This is a genomic window from Enterobacter cloacae complex sp. HYC042_NIDB (genome assembly GCF_056673315.1).
Map to the genome: position 1 here is coordinate 1,174,821 of NZ_CP109650.1, position 24,194 is coordinate 1,199,014.

Annotated in this window: 22 protein-coding genes, 1 tRNA gene and 1 pseudogene; 14 read left to right on the forward strand and 10 right to left on the reverse strand. The window is 47.8% G+C overall.

Translation table 11 applies throughout. The features are described 5' to 3' along the window. Window positions 1–18 precede the first annotated feature (18 nt). Together frsA and crl are read left to right on the forward strand one after the other, a co-directional pair. Window positions 19–1,263: an esterase FrsA gene (gene frsA, locus OKF39_RS05550; protein ID WP_028012084.1), complete on the forward strand. Its 1,245-nt coding sequence runs from the start codon at window positions 19–21 to the stop codon at window positions 1,261–1,263. A gap of 57 nt (window positions 1,264–1,320) precedes the next feature. Next, window positions 1,321–1,722 (forward strand): sigma factor-binding protein Crl, encoded by a 402-nt coding sequence (gene crl, locus OKF39_RS05555; RefSeq protein ID WP_063942701.1) that lies wholly within the window; start codon window positions 1,321–1,323, stop codon window positions 1,720–1,722. A gap of 111 nt (window positions 1,723–1,833) precedes the next feature. Here crl and phoE read toward each other — a convergent pair whose 3' ends face one another. Next, on the reverse strand, window positions 1,834–2,886 hold the full coding sequence (gene phoE / locus OKF39_RS05560) for a phosphoporin PhoE (RefSeq protein ID WP_028012086.1): 1,053 nt from the start codon (window positions 2,884–2,886) through the stop codon (window positions 1,834–1,836). Between the two features lie 305 nt (window positions 2,887–3,191). On the opposite strand from phoE, the gene proB reads away from it, so the two are divergent. From proB to OKF39_RS05590, 6 genes are all read left to right on the forward strand, one after another. Further along, window positions 3,192–4,295, forward strand: a complete 1,104-nt coding sequence (gene proB / locus OKF39_RS05565; RefSeq protein ID WP_014882684.1) for a glutamate 5-kinase — start codon at window positions 3,192–3,194, stop codon at window positions 4,293–4,295. A gap of 11 nt (window positions 4,296–4,306) precedes the next feature. Continuing rightward, window positions 4,307–5,560 carry a glutamate-5-semialdehyde dehydrogenase gene (gene proA, locus OKF39_RS05570; RefSeq protein ID WP_059357359.1) on the forward strand — a complete coding sequence of 418 codons (1,254 nt, stop codon included), beginning with the start codon at window positions 4,307–4,309 and terminating at the stop codon, window positions 5,558–5,560. 111 nt (window positions 5,561–5,671) lie between these two features. Then, window positions 5,672–5,747, forward strand: a tRNA-Thr gene (locus OKF39_RS05575). A gap of 164 nt (window positions 5,748–5,911) precedes the next feature. Further along, window positions 5,912–7,084 carry a tyrosine-type recombinase/integrase gene (locus OKF39_RS05580; RefSeq protein WP_105596557.1) on the forward strand — a complete coding sequence of 391 codons (1,173 nt, stop codon included), beginning with the start codon at window positions 5,912–5,914 and terminating at the stop codon, window positions 7,082–7,084. 316 nt (window positions 7,085–7,400) lie between these two features. Next, window positions 7,401–9,029, forward strand: coding sequence for an RNA-directed DNA polymerase (locus OKF39_RS05585; RefSeq protein WP_123894217.1), 1,629 nt, complete (start codon window positions 7,401–7,403; stop codon window positions 9,027–9,029). Beyond that, window positions 9,026–9,766 carry a hypothetical protein gene (locus OKF39_RS05590; RefSeq protein ID WP_252062515.1) on the forward strand — a complete coding sequence of 247 codons (741 nt, stop codon included), beginning with the start codon at window positions 9,026–9,028 and terminating at the stop codon, window positions 9,764–9,766. The genes OKF39_RS05585 and OKF39_RS05590 overlap by 4 nt, the downstream gene beginning before the upstream one ends. Before the next feature lie 834 nt (window positions 9,767–10,600). Here OKF39_RS05590 and OKF39_RS05595 read toward each other — a convergent pair. The 4 genes and pseudogenes from OKF39_RS05595 to OKF39_RS05610 form a co-directional block, all read right to left on the reverse strand. After that, window positions 10,601–11,413, reverse strand: coding sequence for a hypothetical protein (locus OKF39_RS05595; RefSeq protein ID WP_115865935.1), 813 nt, complete (start codon window positions 11,411–11,413; stop codon window positions 10,601–10,603). A 19-nt stretch (window positions 11,414–11,432) separates the two neighbouring features. After that, a complete protein-coding gene (locus tag OKF39_RS05600) occupies window positions 11,433–11,705 on the reverse strand; it encodes an ogr/Delta-like zinc finger family protein (RefSeq protein ID WP_115865936.1) in 273 nt (90 codons plus the stop codon). A 1-nt stretch (window position 11,706) separates the two neighbouring features. Continuing rightward, window positions 11,707–11,871: pseudogene (locus OKF39_RS05605) on the reverse strand (phage polarity suppression protein); the annotation flags it as partial. After that, the gene (locus OKF39_RS05610) at window positions 11,868–12,620 is read right to left on the reverse strand and encodes a phage polarity suppression protein (RefSeq protein ID WP_115865937.1); all 753 of its coding nucleotides are present in this window, start codon (window positions 12,618–12,620) and stop codon (window positions 11,868–11,870) included. The pseudogene OKF39_RS05605 and the gene OKF39_RS05610, both read right to left, overlap by 4 nt. A 904-nt stretch (window positions 12,621–13,524) precedes the next feature. Here OKF39_RS05610 and OKF39_RS05615 point away from each other — a divergent pair. The 6 genes from OKF39_RS05615 to OKF39_RS05640 all read left to right on the forward strand — a co-directional run bounded on the left by OKF39_RS05615 (window position 13,525) and on the right by OKF39_RS05640 (window position 18,467). After that, complete coding sequence (locus OKF39_RS05615; RefSeq protein ID WP_252062513.1) at window positions 13,525–13,785, forward strand: helix-turn-helix transcriptional regulator; 261 nt, start codon at window positions 13,525–13,527, stop codon at window positions 13,783–13,785. After that, the gene (locus OKF39_RS05620; RefSeq protein WP_089722513.1) at window positions 13,782–14,330 is read left to right on the forward strand and encodes a host cell division inhibitor Icd-like protein; all 549 of its coding nucleotides are present in this window, start codon (window positions 13,782–13,784) and stop codon (window positions 14,328–14,330) included. The genes OKF39_RS05615 and OKF39_RS05620 overlap by 4 nt, the downstream gene beginning before the upstream one ends. Continuing rightward, window positions 14,330–14,554 carry a hypothetical protein gene (locus tag OKF39_RS05625; RefSeq protein WP_021546758.1) on the forward strand — a complete coding sequence of 75 codons (225 nt, stop codon included), beginning with the start codon at window positions 14,330–14,332 and terminating at the stop codon, window positions 14,552–14,554. The genes OKF39_RS05620 and OKF39_RS05625 overlap by 1 nt, the downstream gene beginning before the upstream one ends. Beyond that, the gene (locus OKF39_RS05630) at window positions 14,551–14,874 is read left to right on the forward strand and encodes a DUF5375 family protein (protein WP_074518515.1); all 324 of its coding nucleotides are present in this window, start codon (window positions 14,551–14,553) and stop codon (window positions 14,872–14,874) included. Before OKF39_RS05625 ends, OKF39_RS05630 begins: the two co-directional genes overlap by 4 nt. Window positions 14,875–14,888: 14 nt before the next feature. Beyond that, window positions 14,889–17,222 (forward strand): primase-helicase zinc-binding domain-containing protein, encoded by a 2,334-nt coding sequence (locus tag OKF39_RS05635; RefSeq protein ID WP_479983562.1) that lies wholly within the window; start codon window positions 14,889–14,891, stop codon window positions 17,220–17,222. A gap of 930 nt (window positions 17,223–18,152) precedes the next feature. Further along, window positions 18,153–18,467: a hypothetical protein gene (locus OKF39_RS05640; RefSeq protein ID WP_041911130.1), complete on the forward strand. Its 315-nt coding sequence runs from the start codon at window positions 18,153–18,155 to the stop codon at window positions 18,465–18,467. Here the strand turns inward: OKF39_RS05640 and OKF39_RS05645 are convergent. From OKF39_RS05645 to OKF39_RS05665, 5 genes are all read right to left on the reverse strand, one after another. Further along, window positions 18,464–19,270: a DUF4225 domain-containing protein gene (locus OKF39_RS05645; RefSeq protein WP_193357443.1), complete on the reverse strand. Its 807-nt coding sequence runs from the start codon at window positions 19,268–19,270 to the stop codon at window positions 18,464–18,466. The genes OKF39_RS05640 and OKF39_RS05645 overlap by 4 nt on opposite strands. A 739-nt stretch (window positions 19,271–20,009) precedes the next feature. Then, entirely contained in the window at window positions 20,010–20,864 is an 855-nt protein-coding gene (locus tag OKF39_RS05650; protein WP_193050748.1) for a GIY-YIG nuclease family protein, read from the reverse strand. A gap of 137 nt (window positions 20,865–21,001) precedes the next feature. Next, on the reverse strand, window positions 21,002–21,748 hold the full coding sequence (locus OKF39_RS05655) for an SAM-dependent methyltransferase (protein ID WP_479983796.1): 747 nt from the start codon (window positions 21,746–21,748) through the stop codon (window positions 21,002–21,004). Window positions 21,749–21,758: 10 nt separating this feature from the next. Further along, window positions 21,759–22,016 carry a YjhX family toxin gene (locus OKF39_RS05660; protein ID WP_028012097.1) on the reverse strand — a complete coding sequence of 86 codons (258 nt, stop codon included), beginning with the start codon at window positions 22,014–22,016 and terminating at the stop codon, window positions 21,759–21,761. A 239-nt stretch (window positions 22,017–22,255) separates the two neighbouring features. After that, window positions 22,256–24,193 carry a putative bifunctional diguanylate cyclase/phosphodiesterase gene (locus OKF39_RS05665; RefSeq protein WP_193532782.1) on the reverse strand — a complete coding sequence of 646 codons (1,938 nt, stop codon included), beginning with the start codon at window positions 24,191–24,193 and terminating at the stop codon, window positions 22,256–22,258. Window position 24,194 lies beyond the last annotated feature (1 nt).

A 24,194-nucleotide genomic window follows, 5' to 3' on the forward strand; every position in this document is an offset into this window, starting at 1 on the left:
ATCCATGGAGGCAACGCAATGACGCAGGCGAATCTCACCGAGACTCTCTTCAAACCCCGTTTCAAACACCCTGAAACGTCGACGCTGGTCCGTCGGTTTAATCCGGGAACCATGCCTGCCGTCCAGTCTGCGTTAGACGGTAAAAACGTGCCCCACTGGTATCGCATGATTAACCGCCTGATGTGGATCTGGCGCGGTATCGATCCCCGTGAAATCCTCGACGTGCAGGCGCGTATCGTAATGAGCGAGTCGGAGCGTACCGACAGCGAGCTCTACGACACGGTGGTCGGCTACCGGGGCGGGAACTGGATCTACGAATGGTCTAAACAGGCGATGCTCTGGCAGCAAAAAGCCAGCCAGGAAGAGGATGCCACGCGAAGCGGCAAGCACTGGCTGCATGCGGCCAACCTCTACGCCATCGCCGCCTATCCGCATTTGAAAGGGGATGAGCTGGCCGAGCAGGCTCAGGCGCTGGCGAATCGTGCCTATGAGGAGGCTGCTCAACGTCTGCCGGGTCAGATGCGCGAGCTTGAGTTCGCCGTTCCGGGCGGAGCGCCCGTCACCGGGTTCCTGCACATGCCTGAAGGCGACGGCCCGTTCCCGACCGTGCTAATGTGCGGCGGGCTGGACTCCCTGCAAATCGACTATTACAGCCTGTATGAGCGCTACTTCGCACCAAAAGGGATCGCGATGCTGACGCTCGATATGCCTTCTATTGGATTTTCATCGAAGTGGAAGTTAACGCAGGATTCGAGCCTGCTGCACCAGCATGCGCTTAAAGCGCTGGAAAATGTTCCGTGGGTTGACCACACCCGCGTCGCGGCGTTCGGCTTCCGTTTTGGTGCCAACGTTGCGGTGCGTCTGGCTTACCTTGAATCTTCACGTCTGAAGGCCGTCGCCTGCCTGGGCCCGGTGGTTCACGCCCTGCTCAGCGATCCTGCCCGTCAGGGCAGCGTGCCGGAGATGTATCTGGACGTCCTTGCCAGTCGACTTGGCATGCATGATGCCTCAGACGAAGCGCTGCGCGTCGAACTCAATCGCTACTCGTTAAAAACGCAAGGGTTGCTTGGACGCCGCTGCCCGACGCCGATGCTGTCCGGTTTCTGGAAAAACGATCCGTTCAGCCCGGAAGAAGAGTCGCGCTTAATCACTTCGTCATCTGCGGATGGCAAATTGCTTGAGGTGCCGTTCAGCCCGGTGTATCAGAATTTTGACAAAGCCTTGAAAGAGATCACGCGCTGGATCGCCCAGAGAGTGTGTTAATAGATTGCTAAATTTCGCTGGTTTGGTAAAACAGTGGCTTCACAAAAGGAGATCGCAATGACGTTACCGAGTGGACACCCGAAAAGTAGGCTGATTAAGAAATTTATGGCTCTCGGCCCGTATATTCGAGAAGAGCAGTGTGAAGAGAATCGCTTTTTTTTCGACTGCCTGGCTGTATGCGTCAACGTGAAGCCTGCACCCGAAAAACGTGAATTCTGGGGCTGGTGGATGGAAATGGAAGCAGAGGAGAAACGTTTTACGTATAGCTACCAGTTTGGCCTGTTTAACAAAGACGGCAACTGGCAGGCTACTACCATCAAAGATCAGGAAGTGATCGATCGCCTGGAATACACCCTGAAAGAGTTCCACGACAAAGCGAGCGCGCTGCTGGCCACCCTGGACCTTAAGTTAGAGCCAGCGGATGATTTTTCCAGCGAAGCGGTTAAGCTGACCGCGTAATGGTTTTTCCCTCTTCCTGTGGAAGAGGGCCGGGGTGAGGGCAGCAGACCGCATTTACCCTGGGCAAAAAAATCCCGGCTTGTATGCCGGGATTTTCTTATCTGGATAATCTTAGAACTGATACGTCACACCCAGCGCAACGATATCATCGCTGCTCACGCCCAGCTTATTATCGTCGTCAATCTGGTTGATTTTATAATCAACAAACGCGGACATGTTTTTGTTGAAGTAATACGTGGCGCCCACGTCAATATATTTCACGATATCTTCGTCGCCAATGCCTTCGATATCTTTACCTTTGGACTGTACATAACCCACGGATGGGCGCAGACCAAAGTCAAACTGATATTGTGCAACCACTTCGAAGTTTTGCGCTTTATTTGCAAAACCACCGGAGATAGGGGCCATATTGCGGGTTTCAGAATAAATAGTGGCCAGGTAAATATCGTTCGCGTCGTATTTCAGACCGGTTGCCCAGCCCTCGGCTTTTTTACCTTCACCGCGCGCCTGCAGGTTCTGCGCGTTGGTGCGATCGGAGCTGGCATAAGCACCAATGACGGAGAAATCGCTGCCGCCGAAGTCATAGGCCAGAGACGTACCAAAGCCGTCACCGTTCTGCTTTTTCACGTCGCGGTTTTCGTTTTTGCCCTGGTACTGCAGGGTCATATCAAGACCGTCTACCATGCCAAAGAAGTCGGTATTGCGGTAGGTGGCCAGTCCGGAGGCACGTTTCGTCATGAAGTTGTCGGTCTGTGCCAGGCCGTCACCGCCGAACTCAGGGAACATATCGGTGTATGCCGCGACGTCATAAAGCGCGCCCAGGTTACGGCCGTAATCCAGTGAACCAAAGTCTTTCAGTTTAATACCGGCGAACGCCAGACGTGTTTTCTGCGAGGAGTCGCTTTCAGCTTTGTTACCTGCGAATTCAGCTTCCCAACGGCCGTAGCCCGTCAGCTGATCGTTAATCTGGGTTTCGCCTTTAAAACCGAAACGAACGTAAGTCTGGTCACCATCTTTGGTGTCATCATCACTGATATAGTGCATAGCTTTCACTTTGCCGTACACGTCCAGTTTATTACCGTTTTTATTATAAACTTCTGCTGCGTGAACAGATGCGGAAGCCACCACGCCCATAACCACTAATGCCAGAGTGCTCTTTTTCATTTTCGATCCTGTCTTATAAACGCGCTTTAAAAATTCGCTGGACGATAAGCTGATGCTTAAGTCCCGTGAAAAAACAGGAAGGGTTTTATCGTTCTGGAATGAAACTTTTATGACAAACTAAGAATAATTTTAAAAAACTGTGATTTATTATTACGGTAATAAATTTGTCAAATTCTGCCGCTACGCTTCCTGATCCCGCGCAACAAAGTGCCTGGTGATGCACTAAGGCAGTTGGCAACCGGGCTGACTCCTGTTAAAACGTTCGTTCGACATTACTTTCCCTTATCGTTGAACGGCAGAGAATCATGAGTGACAGCCAGACGCTGGTGGTAAAACTCGGTACCAGTGTGTTAACAGGCGGATCGCGCCGCCTAAATCGCGCCCACATTGTTGAGCTTGTACGTCAATGCGCTCAGCTGCATGCCGCAGGGCACCGTATTGTGATTGTGACCTCCGGGGCGATTGCCGCCGGGCGTGAACACCTGGGTTATCCCGAACTCCCCGCGACGATCGCCTCTAAACAGCTGCTGGCCGCCGTGGGACAAAGCCGACTCATTCAACTCTGGGAACAGCTGTTCTCTATCTACGGTATTCACGTCGGGCAGATGCTGCTGACGCGTGCGGATATGGAAGACCGGGAGCGCTTCCTGAACGCCCGCGATACCCTGCGCGCGCTGCTGGACAACAATATTGTTCCCGTTATCAACGAAAACGATGCCGTTGCCACCGCTGAAATAAAAGTGGGCGATAACGATAACCTCTCTGCGCTGGCCGCCATTCTGGCCGGGGCCGATAAACTCCTGCTTCTGACCGATCAGCAGGGGCTGTTCACCGCCGACCCGCGCTCCAACCCGGAAGCCGAGCTGATTACCGATGTTCATGGTATCGACGATGCGCTGCGCGCCATCGCCGGTGACAGCGTGTCCGGCCTCGGAACGGGCGGGATGGGGACCAAGCTGCAGGCCGCCGACGTGGCGTGCCGCGCCGGTATCGATACCATCATTGCCGCGGGCAGCCGCCCTGGCGTGATTGGCGACGTGATGGAAGGCATTTCCGTCGGCACCCGCTTCCACGCCCAGGAATCCCCGCTGGAGAACCGCAAGCGCTGGATCTTTGGCGCGCCGCCTGCCGGTGAACTCACCGTTGATGAAGGGGCAACCGCGGCGATTCTGGAACGAGGGAGTTCATTGCTTCCTAAAGGAATTAAAAGCGTGACAGGCAACTTCTCCCGTGGTGAAGTGATCCGCATCCGTAACCTGGAAGGTCGCGACATCGCGCATGGCGTAAGCCGCTATAACAGCGATGCCCTGCGCCGCATTGCGGGCCACCACTCGCAGCAGATCGACGCTATTCTGGGCTATGAATATGGCCCGGTTGCCGTGCATCGCGATGACATGATTATTCGTTAAGGAGCCAGAACATGCTGGAACAAATGGGCGCAGCCGCGAAGGCCGCCTCTTACAAACTGGCGCTCCTTTCCAGCCGCGAGAAAAACCGCGTGCTGGAAAAAATCGCTGATTATCTGGAAGCACAGTCTCAGGACATTTTGCTTGCCAACGAGCAGGATCTGCTGGAAGCGCGTCGAAACGGCCTGAGCGAAGCGATGCTAGACCGCCTGGCGCTGAACCCGGCGCGTCTTAAAAGTATCGCCGACGATGTTCGTCAGGTTTGTAACCTGGCCGACCCGGTAGGACAGGTGATTGACGGTGGGCTGCTCGACAGCGGTTTGCGTCTGGAGCGTCGCCGCGTGCCGCTCGGCGTCATCGGCGTGATTTATGAAGCCCGTCCAAACGTGACGGTTGACGTCGCTTCCCTGTGCCTGAAAACAGGTAATGCCGCCATTTTGCGCGGTGGGAAAGAGACCTGGCGCACCAACGCCGCGACGGTGAAAGTCATCCAGCAGGCGCTGGAAGAGTGCGGTTTGCCGGCGGGTGCCGTGCAGGCGATTGAGAGCCCTGACCGCGCGCTGGTCAACGAGATGCTGCGCATGGACAAATACATCGACATGCTGATCCCACGCGGTGGCGCGGGCCTGCACAAGCTGTGCCGCGAGCAGTCGACCATTCCGGTCATCACGGGCGGCATCGGCGTATGCCATATCGTGGTAGACGACAGCGCCGAAATTGAGCCAGCGCTGAAGATTATCGTCAACGCCAAAACCCAGCGCCCAAGCACCTGTAACACCGTAGAAACGCTGCTGGTGCATCAGGGGATTGCGAGCGCCTTCTTGCCTGCTCTGAGCAAACAGATGGCGGAGAGCGGGGTGACGCTGCACGCTGATACCAATGCCCTCGCGCTGCTCCAGGGTGGCCCGGCTAGCGTGGTTCCCGTAAAAGCGGAGCAGTACGACGACGAGTTCCTGTCGCTGGATCTGAACGTGAAGGTGGTTGCGGATCTCGACGACGCTATTGCGCACATTCGTGAACACGGCACGCAGCATTCTGACGCGATCCTGACGCGTACGCTGCGCAATGCCGATCGCTTTGTGAATGAAGTGGATTCCTCTGCGGTATATGTGAACGCCTCCACCCGCTTCACGGACGGCGGCCAGTTCGGACTTGGCGCAGAAGTGGCGGTCAGCACGCAGAAACTGCACGCGCGCGGTCCGATGGGCCTTGAAGCGCTGACCACCTATAAGTGGATCGGCTTCGGTGACGATACGATTCGTGCGTAAATAGTCACGGGTGATGCAAAAATAGCCGTTTGATTCAAAAGGGCATTGACGCATCACCCGGTTAGATCTAACCTTTTGCCCCGTGGTTACACTCGTAACCGACCTCTCAGGGCCGATATAGCTCAGTTGGTAGAGCAGCGCATTCGTAATGCGAAGGTCGTAGGTTCGACTCCTATTATCGGCACCATCTAAATTTCCTCAAACGTCCGTATTCATCCGTAAAAACCCTGATTTATAACACTTTTACCGCCTTTTTAGTCCATCATTGTCCGTGACCATCCAGTAGAATCCGATACGGAATGTGTATAGGATTGTGTATATGTTCCTGTTCGGTCTTGGATTCCTATACACATGCCTTTAAACGATATGCAGATTCGCCGCGCTAAGCCTGAAGATAAACCCTATACGCTTGGGGATGGGCAAGGCCTGTCATTGCTTATAGAACCTAATGGAAGCAAGAGCTGGCGGTTCCGCTATCGCTATGCTGGTAAACCCAAAATGATCTCGCTTGGTGTTTACCCAACGATAACCCTTGCCGATGCTCGCTCCCGTCGTGATGAAGCTCGAAAACTTGTGGCAGAAGGAAAGAACCCTAGTGAGGTTCGAAAAGAGCAAAAGCTGGCTCTGCAAACAGAATCAGAGAATGCCTTCGAAAAGATAGCCAAAGAGTGGCATCAACTTAAATCTACAAAATGGTCGGCGGGATATGCATCAGACATAATGGAAGCTTTTAAGAACGACATTTTTCCTTTTGTCGGAACAAGGCCTGTTGGAGAGATTAAGCCGCTGGAGCTGCTGAACGTTCTGCGTAAAATTGAGAAACGTGGTGCGTTGGAGAAAATGCGCAAAGTGCGACAGCGTTGCTCCGAAGTGTTTCGCTACGCAATTGCGACGGGTAGGGCGGAGTACAATCCTGCGGCTGATCTCTCCAGCGCTCTCGAAGTACACCAATCAAATCATTTCCCATTCCTAAAAGCTGATGAGATACCTGATTTTCTGCGTGCCTTAGAGGGTTATACCGGGAGTAAGCTTGTCCAAATAGCCACAAAATTACTCATGATTACAGGTGTTAGAACCATCGAATTACGTGCGGCGTCATGGTCAGAATTTGATCTAGATAACGCTCTTTGGATAATTCCTGCAGAAAGGATGAAAATGCGTAGGGCGCATCTTGTGCCGTTGTCGACTCAAGCGTTAGATTTACTTAATGAACTCAAGATCATGACAGGGAACTATCGTTATGTTTTTCCTGGACGGAACGATCCGAATAAGCCTATGAGTGAGGCGAGTATAAATCAGGTTATCAAACGTATTGGCTATGGTGGGAAAGTAACCGGTCATGGTTTTAGACATTCTTTATCTACCATCCTCCATGAAAAAGGATATGATTCGGCTTGGATTGAAATGCAGCTTGCTCACACAGATAAAAATAATATCAGAGGTACTTATAATCATGCTCAATATATTGAACAGCGGCGGGATATGATGCAGTGGTATTCAAGTTACGTTTCGATTAAGGGGTGAGTGAGAATATTATGTACAGCGCTACACATTCAAATAAATGTTATTCCCATAACCTCTATAAAACCTTTATTAATGTATTAAATTGTTCTTATCATTATTTTTATTATATTGTTACGTGTTGGTTGAATATAGACTTTGAGCTATCCCAAGCTCCACGTTTAATGAATGGAAGTTGTATTTTTGCGAAATATAAGTTGCTTTTCTCAAACAGGTAAAAATTAAGTATATATAGCATGTTGTCATGTGCTATATTCATAATCATGCACTCACTTATTGCAATAGTGGGATAAGAAATAATTAACTCAAGGAGATGGTAATGAGCAATGAATTTGATAGTAGTAAGCTAGAGAATTGTTTCGATCTCGCGCTAGAAAATATTATTAGACACGGCGATACAGATATTTTTCCATATCCATTTGAAAGTCGGTTATTTGAAGACCGTAAGGAAATCGTAAAAACTGCCTTAATGCAAACATTTGATGACTTTGAGAATAAACGGACAGAGGTTCCACCAAACATGATTAATAGCTTTTCTAGCATCGGCTATTATGGTTACAGGTGGGCAACACAAATTGATCCATTCTGGAATGCTTTTTTTCTTGGTCTAGTTTTGAAGATCGCTGAAGATATAGAGAAAATAAGATCTACTAATACGTCTGTTTATTCATATCGTTTCAATCCAAACCTTGCTGCGGGCTCACTTTTTGATAAGGATATTACATGGAGAAAATATCAAGAAGACAGCATTGCCGAATGTGCTAAAGATGAAATTAAGTATGTACTTACATGCGATATAGCAGATTTCTATCCACGCATATATCACCATCGTTTAGAAAATGCACTAGACAGAATAGATCCTAATAAAAAATACTCTGGTAAAATTAAGAAATTGCTACAGACATTTAGTGAAACAAAATCATATGGAGTACCAGTTGGGTGTCCTTCATCAAGAATATTAGCAGAGCTAGCCCTTGATTCCATTGATAAGCTATTGTCTATGAATAGGGTTAACTACAAGCGTTATGTTGACGATTTTATTATATTTTGTAACTCAAGAGAGGATGCTCATAAGACTTTAACTTTACTTAGTAAAAAATTAATGGAAAATGAAGGGCTAACTTTACAGAAACATAAAACCAACATTGTTACTAAAGAAGAGTTCCTTTCAGTGACTAAAGCTAAATTGCATGGCAATGATGAAGATGAAGAGTCTCCTATGAAGGCCAAATTTATGAGCTTGCCTATTAGATTTGACCCTTATTCAGCAAACGCAATCGAAGAATATGAGGAAATTAAGGAGTCTTTGAAAGATTTCGACTTGCTAGCTATGCTGAGTAGCGAATTGCAAAAGTCAAAAATAAATCAATCTTTTAGCAAGCATTTGATAAAGGCATTCTCTGCAACGTCTGATGAAATAATAAGTAGTGCTTTCAAAGTGATGTTCAATAATCTGCACGAGCTTTATCCGATTTTTACAACTATAATTCAGGTGGCAAATTCTAACTGGCAAAGATTAAGCTTAGAAACTAAAGGGATTATTCTTGAAAAAATAAATACACTAATTCAAGAAAATTCATATATCTTAAGCACTGAGCTTAATTTAGCATATGTAGCTCGGATGCTTTCTAAAGAAAATACTGAAGAATCCACTCTAATCCTTTGTGAAATTTATAATAAAAACCCAGAAAGCATCTTAGTTAAAAACATCGTTACGCAGTCAATGGCAAAAATTAATTCTTATGCGTGGCTTTCTGATATCAAAAAGAACTTTGCAGGAATGCATCCGTTACAGAGAAGGTTATTAATTGTCTCCAGCTATTTTTTAGGAGATGAAGGCAAACACTGGAGAGAGCATAATAAAAAATCATTCAATTTCATAGAAAATATATATAAAGATTGGGCAGGTCAAAGACAAACTGCAAGAAATCTTGAGGACGCACTATGATCTCGGAATTAACATTCTCTAGAAAGTTCACTTCATTTTGGAATCAATTACTTCCAAATGCTAATAACTTTATACGTATCATTAACGGTAGTCTCATTGAGGATGTCTATCCTCCCCTAGATGAAAGCGCCAACAGAGCAAATAACGTCTTTGTCAATGAATGTGCATTTAACTTGTACAAAGCCATACAAAATGGCTCAATTGATAGAAATATACTTTCAGTGCCAGGCTTATTTCATAGCGCAGATTTTCAAACTATTTTTGAGCAGACGAAAGAGTATTTAAAGAGGTTCAGTTACGGTTCTAACTTCAAACTTCCTTTAAGTATGGTCGAATACAATACTATCAGGGAAATAGCTAAAAGTATATTTTCTCGATATGGTGAGAAAAATCAAGTTGAAGTATCTCCAAATTTTGATGGGTGTGGTGTAATAAATAATTCATATGGTGATATTTGTTATTCAAATATTCTTGTTGAAATTAAATCTGGAGATAGGAAATTTAGTGTATACGACTTAAGGCAAATACTCATTTATTTTACTTTGAATTTTTACTCAAAAAATAAAAGAGGCATCACCAGTTTTGAGCTTTTCAATCCTCGAATGGGTATTATATACAGTGACTCCATTGTCAATCTTTGCAAAGAGTTAGCATTTATTCAACCGGAGGAGTTGTATTTTGAAATAATGAATTCTATTACAGAGGAAAACTTCATAGAAACTGAAATGCAACGTTAGATGTCATAATAGACCGCTATGGTTCATTGTGGCGGTCTTTTAAAAAGATAACATAAAGAACAAAAGGATTGGTTTTTTACGTGATTATTAATTCAAAGTGAATTTCTCTCTAAATATCTTTGCTCACTAATAAATCCAGATTATCATATAAAAATAACATGAAACTTTATTCTTAGCTTCAGCGCGTAATGCTCTCCCCGCCACACCCGCTCGTTTAGAAGGCGCTTCTAATGCTTGTGCAAAGGTGGACTTACAACCCGCTGGAACTGGCCCTGGTAGGTAGTACAGGAACTAGAAAGTGCGTGCAAAACGATGCTCCTTTTGGATGCATGCTTTAACGCGGAAAAACAATGGGATTTAAGTGGTATTTTGACCGACTACCCAAGGCATGTTCAGCGCGTTGACAGAGGTAAATTACACTCTTGAGCAATGAATTTTTCAAAATTATTCACCCACTAAACAGCATCAAGCCTGTAATGCTGTCTACCGCGTTGTTCTACTCTGACCTGCTACTCTTCTCCCTCATGCCTTGCGTTTCAACAGCGCATCAAAGAGGCGTGATTTCCTCCTGTCTTGACCCAGCCTGCTTCTTGAGATGTGTACGTTCGACATCATTTAACCCCACAGCGCGCGCTCGTAGCCCCGCCACGCCTGCCCGCTTTATGGAGTGGTTTTCATGCAGTTGCATGATAGGCTCTTAACCGCGCCTTATCTGGCCTGGGAAGTAAAAATGCAAGTGCATAAAGTCATGCGATTTCATGCAGTATAGACATGCACTCAGGCTACAGACATCAAAAAACCCGGCACTGGCCGGGCTTAAGTGAGCTGTTCAGGTCAGAACAGCTTTCTTTTTTTTCTGTCTTCATGTGATCCTGATACCGGTGCTGAACCGGTCAGACTCATCACGTCGTCCCGGAATCTCAACGGCAATATTTCATTCGTCCACTTCAGCATTAGATTCAGGATAAATTCACGATACAACGTATCTGCATCATTTGTACCTTCAATAATGCCCGGTATATGCACTGAGCTATTCCGCTCGAATTGCCTGTACTTCATCCTGAGTAGGCTGCTCAATTCAGCACCGTGGAAAATAAAAAAGTCTCGTAAAAGCTCATCGATACGCTCCTCAGTGATGCCATGATGGAAGTTTATATAGACGTTTGCCTTACGCGCGGTCGCTTGAGCCAGTACCGGCAGCTGCTCTTCTTTTTCAGTAATCAGCCCGGCCAGTTCTGTGGCTGTTTCCTGTTGTTCCAGATACTCAGCCCGAAGAGCTTTCATCTTCGGCGTTACGATGCCGCCGCTCTGGTTAAGCAATTCCCTGAACTGCGCCCGATTGTCTTTGCTGGTCTGCTCAGTTTCGGTCTGATGCTGGCGCAGAGCCCGAAGGTTCTCAATGGCTGCTTCTTCGGCCTGTCTGGCCTCCACCCAGGCCTGCATTTTTTGGTAAAGGTCGATAATTCGGGACTGCCAGTCGGAGGAAAGGCTTTTTGTCAGTTTTTCCGTCTCGCGGGCTATTTCATTTGCAGGCAAATTCATGAGCCAATCCGCATCCTGAAGTGGTTTTTTTGCCCTCGCGAGGAGTGTTACTACGTGTCCGGTTGCGGCCTGAATCTGGTTTTCAGTCAAGTGTTGTTCTGCCATATCATTGTTCCTCCTCATTTTATTGTGCATGACGGTCTTTAAGAGTGCAGGCTGAACCGTAGCGGCCCAGGGTCTGTGGCTGACGCTCGAGGGAATCGCTCCTCGATTCAGGCTCCGACGCAGCTGGTTTATGGGGTTTCATAATTATCGTGTCGACACTTTCAAGGGCAGTAAATGTGCACGAACATTCGAGATTCTGGCACTGATACCATGAGCGCTTAACCGATGGAGCTTCATAGGCGCTGGTTCTGGCATGAGCGACCGTGCCACATTCAGGACATTTCAGGGCCATATCAGTACCCTCCTTTTGCATTAAGTCTGTTGAGGCGAGCCAGGAAAACTTTATGTTTTGCCGGGGTGAAACTGGCTGATGCATTAGCACGCATTGATGCATCCACCGTTAATCCGGTTTCGTCGATAATGCTCTTATATGCTGCTGGACTTACAGGAGTATTCATTCCTTCTCGCCCCCTTTAACCATGTCACGCTGTTTAAGCATCCGGGAACGCGCTGCAGGGCTGGGGGATTGTCTGGAATCCTGGAGGGCTTTATCGTCCGCATAAATGCTGATTCCTGGCAGGGCAATATCTTCCCTTGAAGATACGTTACAGGACAGTGCCGGTGTGGTGAGATGCTCGCTGATAAATTGCTTAAGCACGCTTTCGGGATCGTTAACGGTATGAACTACGCCGATAACGGAAGAAGCGCTTCGCCCCAGAGTCATTTTCAGCAATCCAAGGATCTGAATAAGTTTCTGGCCGTGATCTTTCATAAACTCATTCCAGAGCCACACTGCATGAGTTTCAATCAGCCGGTTATGTTCGCTAATGTAGCGGTTTGCAGCATCCGCAGTTTTCCAGGGCAGGAATTCATTTTCTGCGGCGTGAGCTGCAAGCAAATCTTCGAACTCATCCAGCGTTTCGCGTCCCAGGGCGATTTCTGCCCGCAGTTTTTTCATTCGTGGCGTCATATTCCCCTGATTCTCACGAAACAGGTTTCGCCATTCTTCATTAAGCGCCTGCGTTTCCGTTTTTGTATCTTCCTGACGTTTACGGATAGTTTCAGTCATTGCAGCGGCTTCAGTTTGTTTTCGCCGTTCTTCCTGCCAGACAGCTTTTGCTGCTTTAACTTTTTCTACCGCTTCGCGAATTTTCGTTGGGAGGGAGGGGGTAATGTTTGCATCAGGGATCTGGTTAACAGTTGTCATGGCTGCTCCGGTAGTGTTTTGTTGTTGTGTCAATTGTGCCGGTGCCCATACAAGCGCACTACCGATGGGGATTGTGCCAGTGACTGAACAATGACCTTGTTCTGGCTAGCCAGAGAAAGGTGTCATGTCTTATCTTCACCCTTCCTTTAATACATACTATTCACTACTGTTCACTTTTATAAAAGTATAGTAAATACATGAAGTTAAGGAGTGTAGTGTTTAAATAAAAGTGGTCATCCACTGTTCATGACTGTTCACAGAGATAAATTCAAACTTATATTTGTTTTTCATATAAGTCGCGATCTTTATTTCAGTTTATTACTGGATTTTTCCTCCTCACCAATATTCACACGTATTCAACACTATTCAATATACAGTATAAAAAGTGTCTTATGTCTGCTTGCGAATTCAGGCTTAACTTCCCTACACTCGGTTGCATTTCAGGAAGCTATCCATAAAAATGAATCTGTCCGATGCTCATTAAACACATCCGGATAAATGCGGAAGGATGCGGGTAATGTAATTTTTTTTAGTCATTAACTTAATTAATACATATGATGAACTGTTTTTTATGGATGTTTTTTGGCCCTTTTATTATTCCGGTGCTGTCTTCGTCCTTATGATGTAACGCCCGGAATGATATGGTCTGGTCCAGACTTGAGTTGCGATCTTGTCTGGTGGAATAGACTTTTTTATTCTTGATGCTCCTTATTATATTCCATGAACGAATAATTTGTTTTTGTCCGTTTTATCCGGTTTTTAGCTGTTTTATTTTTTGAGAAAGCAATATTTCACTCTAATTAAATAAAGCATGCGCGAGCCGCTTATATAAACATAATAAGGAACTACCTGAATCCGGATGGAATTGTCCGGACTACTGAAAACATATTAGAGAGGTAGCGAGATGCATACTATTTCCGTTTACACCCCGGCACCAGCCGCTCCGGTGCTCCCGGTTCCGACTCAGCAGGAGCGCTTCATACGATTACCTGAAGTGATGCACCTTTGCGGGCTATCCCGTTCAACCATCTACGACCTTATCAGCCGTGATGCCTTCCCGCAGCAGATCTCCCTGGGGGGAAAAAATGTTGCCTGGGTACAGTCGGAGGTCAGTGCATGGATGGCGGCGCGAATTGCAGCCCGCGAACAAGGAGACCATGCGTGAATCTGGCTTTGCAGTCTCATCTCTTTTTTTGTGGCTTGCGTCCTGGCAACCTTTCCAGTTATAGTTTTTCCGCTGCCGCAAAATCGGCAGCCGGGATTTGCAGCCCGTGTAACTTATTGGCGACACAGCACGCGTCGAGCGTGTTTTTTTATGTCGTTGCTCAGGCACACCTATTTTTCGGGCTGTGGTGCTTACACCGTGGCTCCTGTCAGATAATGGTGGTCCGGGCGGGGCAGCCTTCGGGCTGGCCGGTTTCCAATAAGGCCGGTACTGCAAACCCCGTCCGGGCCATCACCCATGAGATTTGCAGCTCTGGTGGTGGCAATAACCGCTACTTATTGGAGTTTGCCCTTATGGCTACGATCCTCGCCCCATCACATCCTCAATTTATATTTGTTTTTGCCGCCGTTCGTCGTGCAGAACGTAAACCACGTATCAGTATGCTGCGTATCGTCGCCAGCAATGAGCATCATGCACGTCTTTCACTGGTCCATGAGTATGTGCTTTGCCTTGCTGCTCGCCTGCCTGTCCGGGAGGTGATCTAATGAATCACGCCGCAATCTCTTATGACGATATTGTCCGCCTGAAGCATCTTCGTAACGTGGGGGAGTTTGTCACCGGAATGGCTGTTCTTCAGGATTGCTACGAAAAACCTGCCGGTGCTCAATGTGAGCAACTGGTTTCCCTGATTTATCTGATGACAGAGCAGCTTGATGGCGTGGTACAGCGTTGCCAGGATGACCTGATGAACATGGAGGTGGTGCAATGAAATCACGCACTCTTTCCCTTTCACTTCGGGTAGCGTTGTATCGCCGCGCGGTAGCCTGCGCTTGGTTGAGTGCCTGCTATCAGCAAAACCGCCACCTGCAGCTCACTCTGGATGAAATTGAAACCGCTATTGCCCGTGAGCTTGAAGGATTTTATCTGCGACAGCACGGGCAAACAAAAGGCATGGAAATCGCCTGCGCCCTGCTTTCAGACCTGATGGAATCCGGCCCTCTAATGTCCTGTCCCGCACTCTCCCAGCTCGGAATGGCCGTAATGGATGAGTTATGCGTCCGTCACATCAAAAAGCCGGTTTTACACTGAGGGAGAACTGCATCATGTCAGGAATGAAAGTCAGTCAGGCCGTGAAGGTTGCCCGCGGTCACTGGGCTCAGATTCTGCCAGCGCTGGGCGTGAATATATTGAAAAATCGCCATCAGCCTTGTCCGGTCTGTGGCGGTAAAGATCGTTTTCGCTTCGACGATCAGGAAGGACGCGGAACATGGTTCTGCAATCAGTGCGGAGCCGGAGATGGTTTAGCGCTTGTCACCAGGGCACTTAATGTGGATATCAGTGAAGCAGCTGACAGGATACATGGACTGACACATGGTCTGTCTATAGCTAATTCCGAAGTCAGGACGTTAACCGCTGATACCGATAGCGGGAAAGATGCAGCGGCAGCACTTGCCGCGCGACTGCTGCAAGCCTCGCGTGAATCTGCCGGAAACACTTATCTTACACATAAAGGTTTCCCGGAGCATATTTGTCATGAGCTGACTTCAGCTCATAAAACCGGTGGGGTGATGTTCCGCCCCGGTGATTTGATCGTCCCGCTCTATAACGCTGACGGGGAGCTGGTGAATATTCAGCTTATCAGTGGCAATGGTAGCAAGTGTTTTCTTAAAGGAGGTCAGGTTAAGGAGGCCTATCATCTGATAGAAGGAAGCGGGAGTTCAGTAAGAAGGATGTGGATTGCGGAAGGCTACGCCACGGCGCTTACCATTCATCATCTGACAGGAGAAGCCGTCATGGTGGCATTTTCGGCGGTCAACTTCCTTTCCCTGGCCAGCGTTGCCCATAACAAGTATCCAGGATATCAGTTAATTATTGCAGCGGACCGCGATCTGAATGGTTCAGGCCAGAACAGGGCTGAAGCTGCTGCAAAAGCGTGTCAATGTGACATTGTGCTGCCACCGGTTTTTGGTGACTGGAATGATGCGCTTGCCCATTACGGAGAGGAATCCACCCGGAAGGCAATTCTTGAGGCTTTGAAGCCACATAACGCCAGTCCTTTCGACACGATGAGTGAAGCAGAATTCACAGCGATGAGTGTCAGCGAAAAAGCTCAGAGGGTTCGGGAGCATTACAGGGATGAACTGGCGGTTGATCCGAACGGTCAGCTTTTATCCCGCTATGAGTCTGGAGCGTGGAAAGTGATTTCTCAGTCTGATTTTGCCCGAGATGTCGCAGCCCTTTTCCAGCGCCTCGGTGCGCCGTTTTCCTCAGGAAAAATTGCCTCACTGGTGGAAACATTAAAGTTAATTGTTCCGCAGCAGCAAAATCCGGCACGTCATCTGATCGGTTTTCGTAATGGCGTCCTCGATACGCGAACAGGGCTGTTTAATCCGCACTGTAAAGAGAACTGGCTGCGTACCCTGTGTGAAGTTGATTTCACGCCACCGGTAAATGGGGAAACGCTTGAAACTCATGCCCCGGCATTCTGGCGCTGGCTGGACAGGGCAGCCGGGCGCAAGCCAGCAAAACGCGACATTATTCTCGCAGCGCTGTTTATGGTGCTGGCGAACCGCTATGACTGGCAGCTCTTTCTGGAAGTGACTGGCCCTGGCGGAAGTGGCAAAAGTATCCTTGCTGAAATTGCAACGATGCTTGCAGGAGAGGATAACGCCACCTCAGCGACAATTGAAACTCTGGAGTCCCCGCGAGAACGTGCGGCTCTGATCGGTTTTTCTCTTATTCGCCTGCCTGATCAGGAGAAGTGGAGCGGCGATGGCGCCGGGCTTAAGGCTATAACCGGTGGCGATGCAGTATCTGTGGACCCCAAATATCAAAATGCTTATTCAACACATATTCCGGCGGTTATCCTGGCCGTAAATAATAATCCTATGCGCTTCACTGATCGCAGTGGTGGTGTGTCCCGCCGGAGAGTTATTCTGCATTTTCCTGAGCAGATAGCACCGGAAGAACGCGATCCGCAGCTGAAAGATAAAATTGCTCAAGAGCTTGCTGTGATTGTTCGCCAGCTCATGCAGCGTTTCAGCGATCCGATGAGCGCCAGAACATTGCTTCAGTCGCAGCAGAATTCTGATGAGGCTCTCACCATCAAGCGTGATGCTGATCCAGCATTTGATTTTTGTGGGTATCTTGAGGCATTACCCGACACCAACGGCATGTTTATGGGGAACGCCAATATTGTCCCGCGCCAGCCACGTACATACCTTTACCATGCCTATCTCATATACATGGAGGCTAATGGCTATAAAAATACCCTCAGCCTGACAATGTTTGGCAAAGGGCTGCCAGTTATGCTGAAGGAGTACGGGCTACATTATGAGAAGCGGCGAACTAATCAGGGAATGCAGACTAACCTCACTTTAAAAGAAGAGAGTAATGCAGACTGGCTACCAAAGTGTGATGAGCCAACAATCAAATAATTGCTAATGACCCGGCTTAGGCCGGGTTTTTTTATATTCAAAAATGTAGAGTTTACCGTTCACTCATCACCTAAGGGTTAACGCGTATCTTGTTGATTAAATTTAGCTAAATTGATTGGTGAACAGTGTGTACTGTTTTCTTAAGAAAAACTATTTGTGGGGAGGGTAGGTGTTTGAATTTTGAACGCATACGGCGATGTGTATAGCTATGTGTATAGGTATTTTTTTAGATTTAATAAATATGATAAAAAACAATTAGTTGATTGTTAATATTTGTTCCTATTATCGCACTCACACAACAAAATCCTTTAAAAACAATCAATTAAGACGATTGTCACTCTCAAGGTACAATCTTTTTTTAAGGGATTCTATGACCAACAGTTGCCGCTATGGTTAACAGTGGCTATTCAGGGAAGTTAGCACGTAGCGGCCTGTAGTTGTAAAGCTCGAACAGGTACAAAGCGTGAACAGTCCCCACGAACCGCTATCAACTCGAAGCTGATGACGCTGCCAACGTCTCTAAAACCTCCCAAAACAGATTGATCACATGCATTTAAGCCCGATGTGTGGCCGTATGAGCCACGTAAACAGGTGAATAGTGGTAAACGTACCTGCACACGACATGCAGGCTCTGCCAGCGCTTCGCTCACGCTCCGAAAGGTACACGAGCACCCTGATAAGGTGTGATCCCTCTGACAATCTGATTTGGTCACTGGTGACTTTCGCAAAGCGAAACCAACTAGGTTGGCCTGATGAAGTCGCTACGCTCCGCTTGTTGCTTGTACCACTAACGGGGCTTTATGGATGCTATTGTCTGAAATCTGATACATTGCACAAACATCATGTGGATTGCTGTAAAGTTCATCAGTATGATTGCTTGCACAATCAGCGATTGGGAAAACACTTCTGGAAGATAAGGGACGAGACGATATGAAAGTGACTGATGAGGCTTTGTTACGTTCAGGGTTTACACCATCGGATTTGCAGAAGATAAAAAACAACGTTGAAAGCTACGGCGGAACCTTGGGGGAAGCGATTCAGGATCTGGCTAATCGATTCAGGGTTGTTTTATGGATAACATCGGCATGTCTGATGGTTTTTATCATTTTAGTGTTGTTTTCTGCGAAAGAAACCGTCGTGGGTGGTGGTATATCAATTCTGATCGCAATAGTCATCGTTGCATTTATTCAGCCGCCAGTCCTTTCTTACAAATCCTGGCGGTTCTGGAGAAAATTCAGAGGTTAATGGTTCGATGTGTCAGTAGAAAGCAGGTCAAATATTACTTTGGCCTTAAGTCCATAACCTACTATTTTCATTGTTAATTTTGGGCGGCTCATCGTATCGACCTTGCGATAGAAATCACGGGGCATCCATTTAAATAGCCTCCATGCTTCGGGTCTTCTGGCTAATCCAAAGATGCTATATACATTTGCAGTTAACGTAATAGCGTTATAAATCGCAAGTCCTGTTTCAGGCTTGAAACCCATAAACTGGGCCGCTTCCATAGTGCCATCAGCCACAAATCCCTCTGTTTTATATTGTTTTCCATATATACCGGGAATGATTTCTTTTGACAGACCGTTAATGCCATCTGTTACAAGGATAGCCCCTGCCAGCATACCTAAAGGTGTCATCGTTGCGACCATCAACGCACCGCCAGCAATTGCCATTCCAGAAACCACAATGTGAATAGCTGATATCACGTATCCGACGATTTTATTATTTTCTTTAACAAACTCAACCTTCGCGTAAAGCTGTGCGGACTTGGTTTTTAACAGACGCTCTTGTTCAAGCAGATTGTCTGTTTCAGCACGAAGATTTTTGATGCATGCAATGCATTCTTCATCGGTTTTAGCTCGTCGTGCTGTTTCAAATTCTTTATCTACAACCTGTTTTATCTCTTCGACAAACTTGATTCGTGTAAGACCATCTTGCAAATAGAATGCTGACAGTCGGTTTGCTGTTTCGACGAGTTTCCGGGCTTCAAGATTCACCATGGTATCTGACCATGTTCTGTTCCAGCCCCTGTTGAGCAGCGCAATATCCATTAAAGACTCCTTCCCAAAATGTGTCTGGTCATTTTACGTGCAATAAGGTCGAAGACAACAGGAAATGCTTTCATAACCCGCCCCCGTGGGTGTCCCGTTGTTTTATCCTTCCAGTTTACATTCTCCTGCTGAAAATATCCCCGCCTCTGTTGGACCGCTGCTAGGCCGTCAGCCCAGGCCCTCGGTGAAAAGCGCTTTTCTTCGCCAAATTGGCTTTTTTGGTCAGGTATTGCTTTTCGGCGCGTTGGCGTGAAGCGGGGTATACAACAGCGATTTGATCAACAGAAGGATAGCATTCGGGAGGATTTGAGGTGAGTTTACTTGTCCAAGGATTTTGGATGAGTTTGTCTGGTCACCCCACAACTTCAGGTTTCAGGCCTTTGATTCTGCCAGAGCATTAAACGCCATAAAAGCATATTTTTCTATTCACCAGCAGATACAAAGCCACTACGGCGACGTTACCACAACGGGTAGAAGGTCTACCCTCACCTGGCGAAATTCTCCCGTCCTGGCGGTCATAGATGCGTATCTTTTTCCACACCAGCGCATGCAGTCCCATCAATCCCTTCTACGCTTCACCAGAAGCCCTCAGCGGCGATTTCTAGCACCAGATAGAACTGGCGTACCGATTATCCATGACTTCCCACAGCGCGATACAGGATTCACCAGAGGTCATCTGTCTTGATGACAGTACGTCGTCTTGCCCTTGAATAGCATTAAGTGTCGCCGCATAAGCAACTTAATCCTCGTCATCACTCTGTAATACCCTACGCAGGATTCGGCTCGATTCCAGTATCGGCAGATCTTCCATTAATAACGCCGATCGCGATGGCAATTTATTAAACAAGCGCTCTGTTTGCGAGGCGAGATAGGCCACCAGAGGATGTGCGTCAGGGTCGCCTGAAATCAACTCCACGTTGTATTGCGTGACCGTGCCTTCACCAAAGACCCCCGAGCAGTAGTTGGTCCCTCCCAAGTATCTGAAGTCTTCAATAAAAAAGCTGAACATGCGCATTATTTTGTGAGCATCGCGTTGGTCAGTACGGTTGTCTGCTATCCGAAACAGTATGGTATTACCTTCAATGTCATATTGATAACGAAGGCGGTGCTGCTTAAATAGCAAGATAAGCAGTAAACGATTTATCCTGCTGAACTGTTCCGTCACCCTGACAACGTTGTTAATCATAGTATCTGACCGCTTTTTCATTTTCGCGTGGCGATGCGCCGCGCTTTTGCCGGGCCGAAGCTGTGGCTTTTCGATTCCCTGAAGGAGCTGAGCATCAATGACCCCATGCTCAATGACGTAATGAATATGCTTAATGGCGGGCTCCAGCGCCTCAATGGAAAACAGCTCGGTATAGCCGTCGCCGGCATCAATGCCCGTTTGATATTTGGCCAAAAGAAAATGCAGCATTTTTTCCAGCTTAAAGACCTCGGACTGCGGTAACGCAATGCGGTAAGAATGGGCATAATCCACATCGCCCCAGACCCGTTTTAGCGACTGAATGCGGTTATAGATATTATTGGCTTTACCCACTTTCATCATCTTTTTGGCCGGGAAGAGCAATAAATAGAGAAAAGAAGGGGTGTCCATAAAGCGCCTGTGAATGCGGTAACAGAAAAAGCAATGATAGAAGTTTTTTCATGCCAGGCGTAGCGCAGCGTTCACAATGCTGAGCGCTTCATGCTTAAGGCCGGTATAGCCCCAAAAGGCTATACCGCCACTCCCTCCTATCGTTCAATTAACGCAAACACGCCCCAGCCAATATATTCCCTTGTGTAAGCTACATGGCGCTTAGGCGCTACCGTCAGCTCCGCGCGCACCTCCTGTGCAAAATCATCGTCGGGGTTTTGATCCAGCCAGCGGCGCAGGGTCATCCATTTCGCAGCTTCGTATCTGTCCCAGCCTTCCTGATCTGCCAGCACCATTTCGACCAGGTCATAGCCCTGGCGATCGAAAGACGCGACAAGGTCGGGCAGGGTGAGAAAGTCTGCGGTGGAGGAGACGCCGCAAGCCCGAGCCGTCTCCTCCGTTGCGGGAACCTGTCGCCAGTAAGGTTCACCGATGAGCATGATTCCCCCGGGCTTAAGGCTTTGTGCCAGCAGGTCCATCGTCCCGGCAACGCCGCCAGCAATCCATGTGGCGCCAACACAGGCCGCCACGTCGCATTGTTCATCAGCCACGTAGCCAGCCGCGTCGTTATGCACAAAATGGACGCGTTCGCTGACGCCGAGCGCCTCTGCGCGCCGCGTTGCCTGCGCGGTAAAGAGCGGGCTCATGTCGATGCCGGTACCGGTAATCCCGTGATCGCGTGCCCAGGTGCAGAGCATCTCTCCCGAACCGCTGCCGAGATCGAGAAGGCGCGCGCCTGGCTTCATGCGTAACACGCGCCCGAGCGTGGCGTACTTTTCTGGCGTGAAGGGGTTATGAATGCGGTGTTCGCTTTCGCTAACAGTAAATATGCGTGGGATATCCATCATCCTCTCCTTAACGATTATCAGGCTGGGCACGGACGTTGTTCAGCCCGGTAGTATTGATGCGGTAGGGCTGACCGTTAACGGATTTGATCAGCTTTTTGGTTTTGAGCTTTTTGAAGACGGCGAGCGTGCAGTCGCTGAGCAATAGCCCTTCGCGGCTGTAGCATTCAACGGCGGTGACGCGGCCGGACGTATCGCGGACGTGCACAATACGGCCACCTTTGGCGAGAACGTGTAAGGTACGCTGTTCCTGACGGGATAAATTCATACTGGAAAACCTGTTTAATCATCATGTGCAAAACGTGCAAACACACAGCGGTGTCCGCATTCGATTTCGGCGCATTGATAATCAGTCCGGCCTGAAAAGGTCGGGGAGCTGATTATCGGATGATTACATTCTCCAGCATCAAAGCCTCGGATTGAGTTGAAAGGTATTTACGGGGTGAATGATAACACCCGGTCATTGTATGTGTATACCCAGGGTTGAAAAGTGTGATCCCGGTAAGATCACACTGTACCGTTTTTTATATTTTTATCGATTTCAGCCTGTGGCTTTCCGAACAGATAGCCCTGCACGAGATCGCAGCCCAGCGCCTGAAGCCGTTCAAGCTGCGCTTCAGTTTCCACACCTTCTGCAATGACCCGCATATTGAGGCTCTTCGCCATGCCGGTTATCAGTTTAACGATATTAAGCGCATCGTCTTGGGTGGATATCGGATTCACAAAGGATTTATCAATTTTAATTTTATCAAAATTGAGTTCACTCAGCCTCGAGAGCGAGGAATAACCCGTTCCGAAATCATCAATGGAGATTTTTACCCCCAGCGATCTGAGTTTTTTGAGAATAGTGAGCGGCGTGTTGCTGTCACTGAAGAGCGATGACTCCGTAACTTCCAGCTCAAGTCGGCTGGCCGGCAGGCCTGTCTCTTTCAGGATGGACTGAACCATTGCAGTAAATGATTTAGTCCCCAGCTGAACAGGTGAGACGTTTACCGAGATTCTGGCCGGAACCGCCCAGGAAACCGCCTCCCGGCAGGCAAGTTCAAGCACATTTTTGCCAATCTCATTGATCATCCCTGTTTTTTCAGCAACAGAAATAAAGTAATCAGGCGACAAAATCCCCTTTACCGGGTGTATCCAGCGAATAAGCGCTTCATAGCCGTAAATTTCATTGCTGAATGAATCGACAATAGGCTGGTAATAAACAACGAATTCATGGTTGCTGATCGCGAGAGCCATATCATGCTCAAGGGTTCTGCTTTCCTGCAGCTTCTGCAGCATCCACTGACGGAAGACTTTTATCTGCTGTGAGCCCTCTTTTTTGGCTTCGTAGAGGGCCAGATCGGCAAATTTATAGAGATAATCCGAGCGCCGCTCATTATCAGATAAAACGATACCTACACAGGTGGCAATTTTTATCAGCTGGTTATTGATCGTATAGGGCAGACTGATGTGAGCGCTGATCTCTTTGGCGCGCGAAACCGCTGCGTTCTCGGTCAGGCCGCTGGAGAGAAGTGCAAATTCGTCACCGCCCAGGCGGTAAAACGTATCCGTCGCGTTACTCATTGAGGTAAGCCGTCGGGATACCTGATTCAACAGTAAATCGCCAGCGTCATGGCCATAGGTATCGTTGACCTCTTTGAACCGATCTAAATCAAATAACATCACCGTGACAGGGGTATGGTTTTTATCTGCCTGAAGGGTAATTTTATTGAGATCGTCCCAGAAGAACAGACGGTTTTTCATGCCGGTAAGGGAGTCATGATACACATCATATTCCAGCTTCGAATTCTGTATTTGCAGCGTTTCTTTTGACCGCTGAAGTTCGTCAGCGAGGGTTTTAACCTGCATGTGGGCTTTAAGAATATTTTTATTCTGATAGATCATTAAGAACCCCAGAATAAAGCTTAATATCACCAGAAGTAACGAAAGTACAGAGTAAATATAATATAGGATCTGTATTTTATGGTTGGATTCATTAATTGTGTTAATATCTTTGGTTAATGCGCTTGAAGACAGTTGACTGAGCGGCGCGTCGAGCAGGTGCATATTTGCCAGGAACTTTTTTAATTCTTCATGGCTCATTTTTTCCAGGTTACTGTCCAGATACGCCAGTATTTCTTTCAGGCGTGCAGCGATCTCTTGATGCGTTTTATCGCTCTCAATATAGCGGCCTAAGTCTCCCCCGTTCAGTAACTCGCCCTGGCTGAGCATAATTTCGAGACGCATGCGGGCCTGGTCTATCGTAACGTCATCGGTATCGGTTGCGTATAGACCAAGCCATGATTCAAATCGGTAATACTCTGATACCAGTTGAGCCACGGACCAGGACTCAGTGTAGTGAGTCAGTTTTTGCAGCTCTTGCTGACGATCGTAAACAAGAAATGCAATATATCCCGTCGTGATAAAAAGAGAAAAAATGATACCAACCAGTATCCTGTTCATT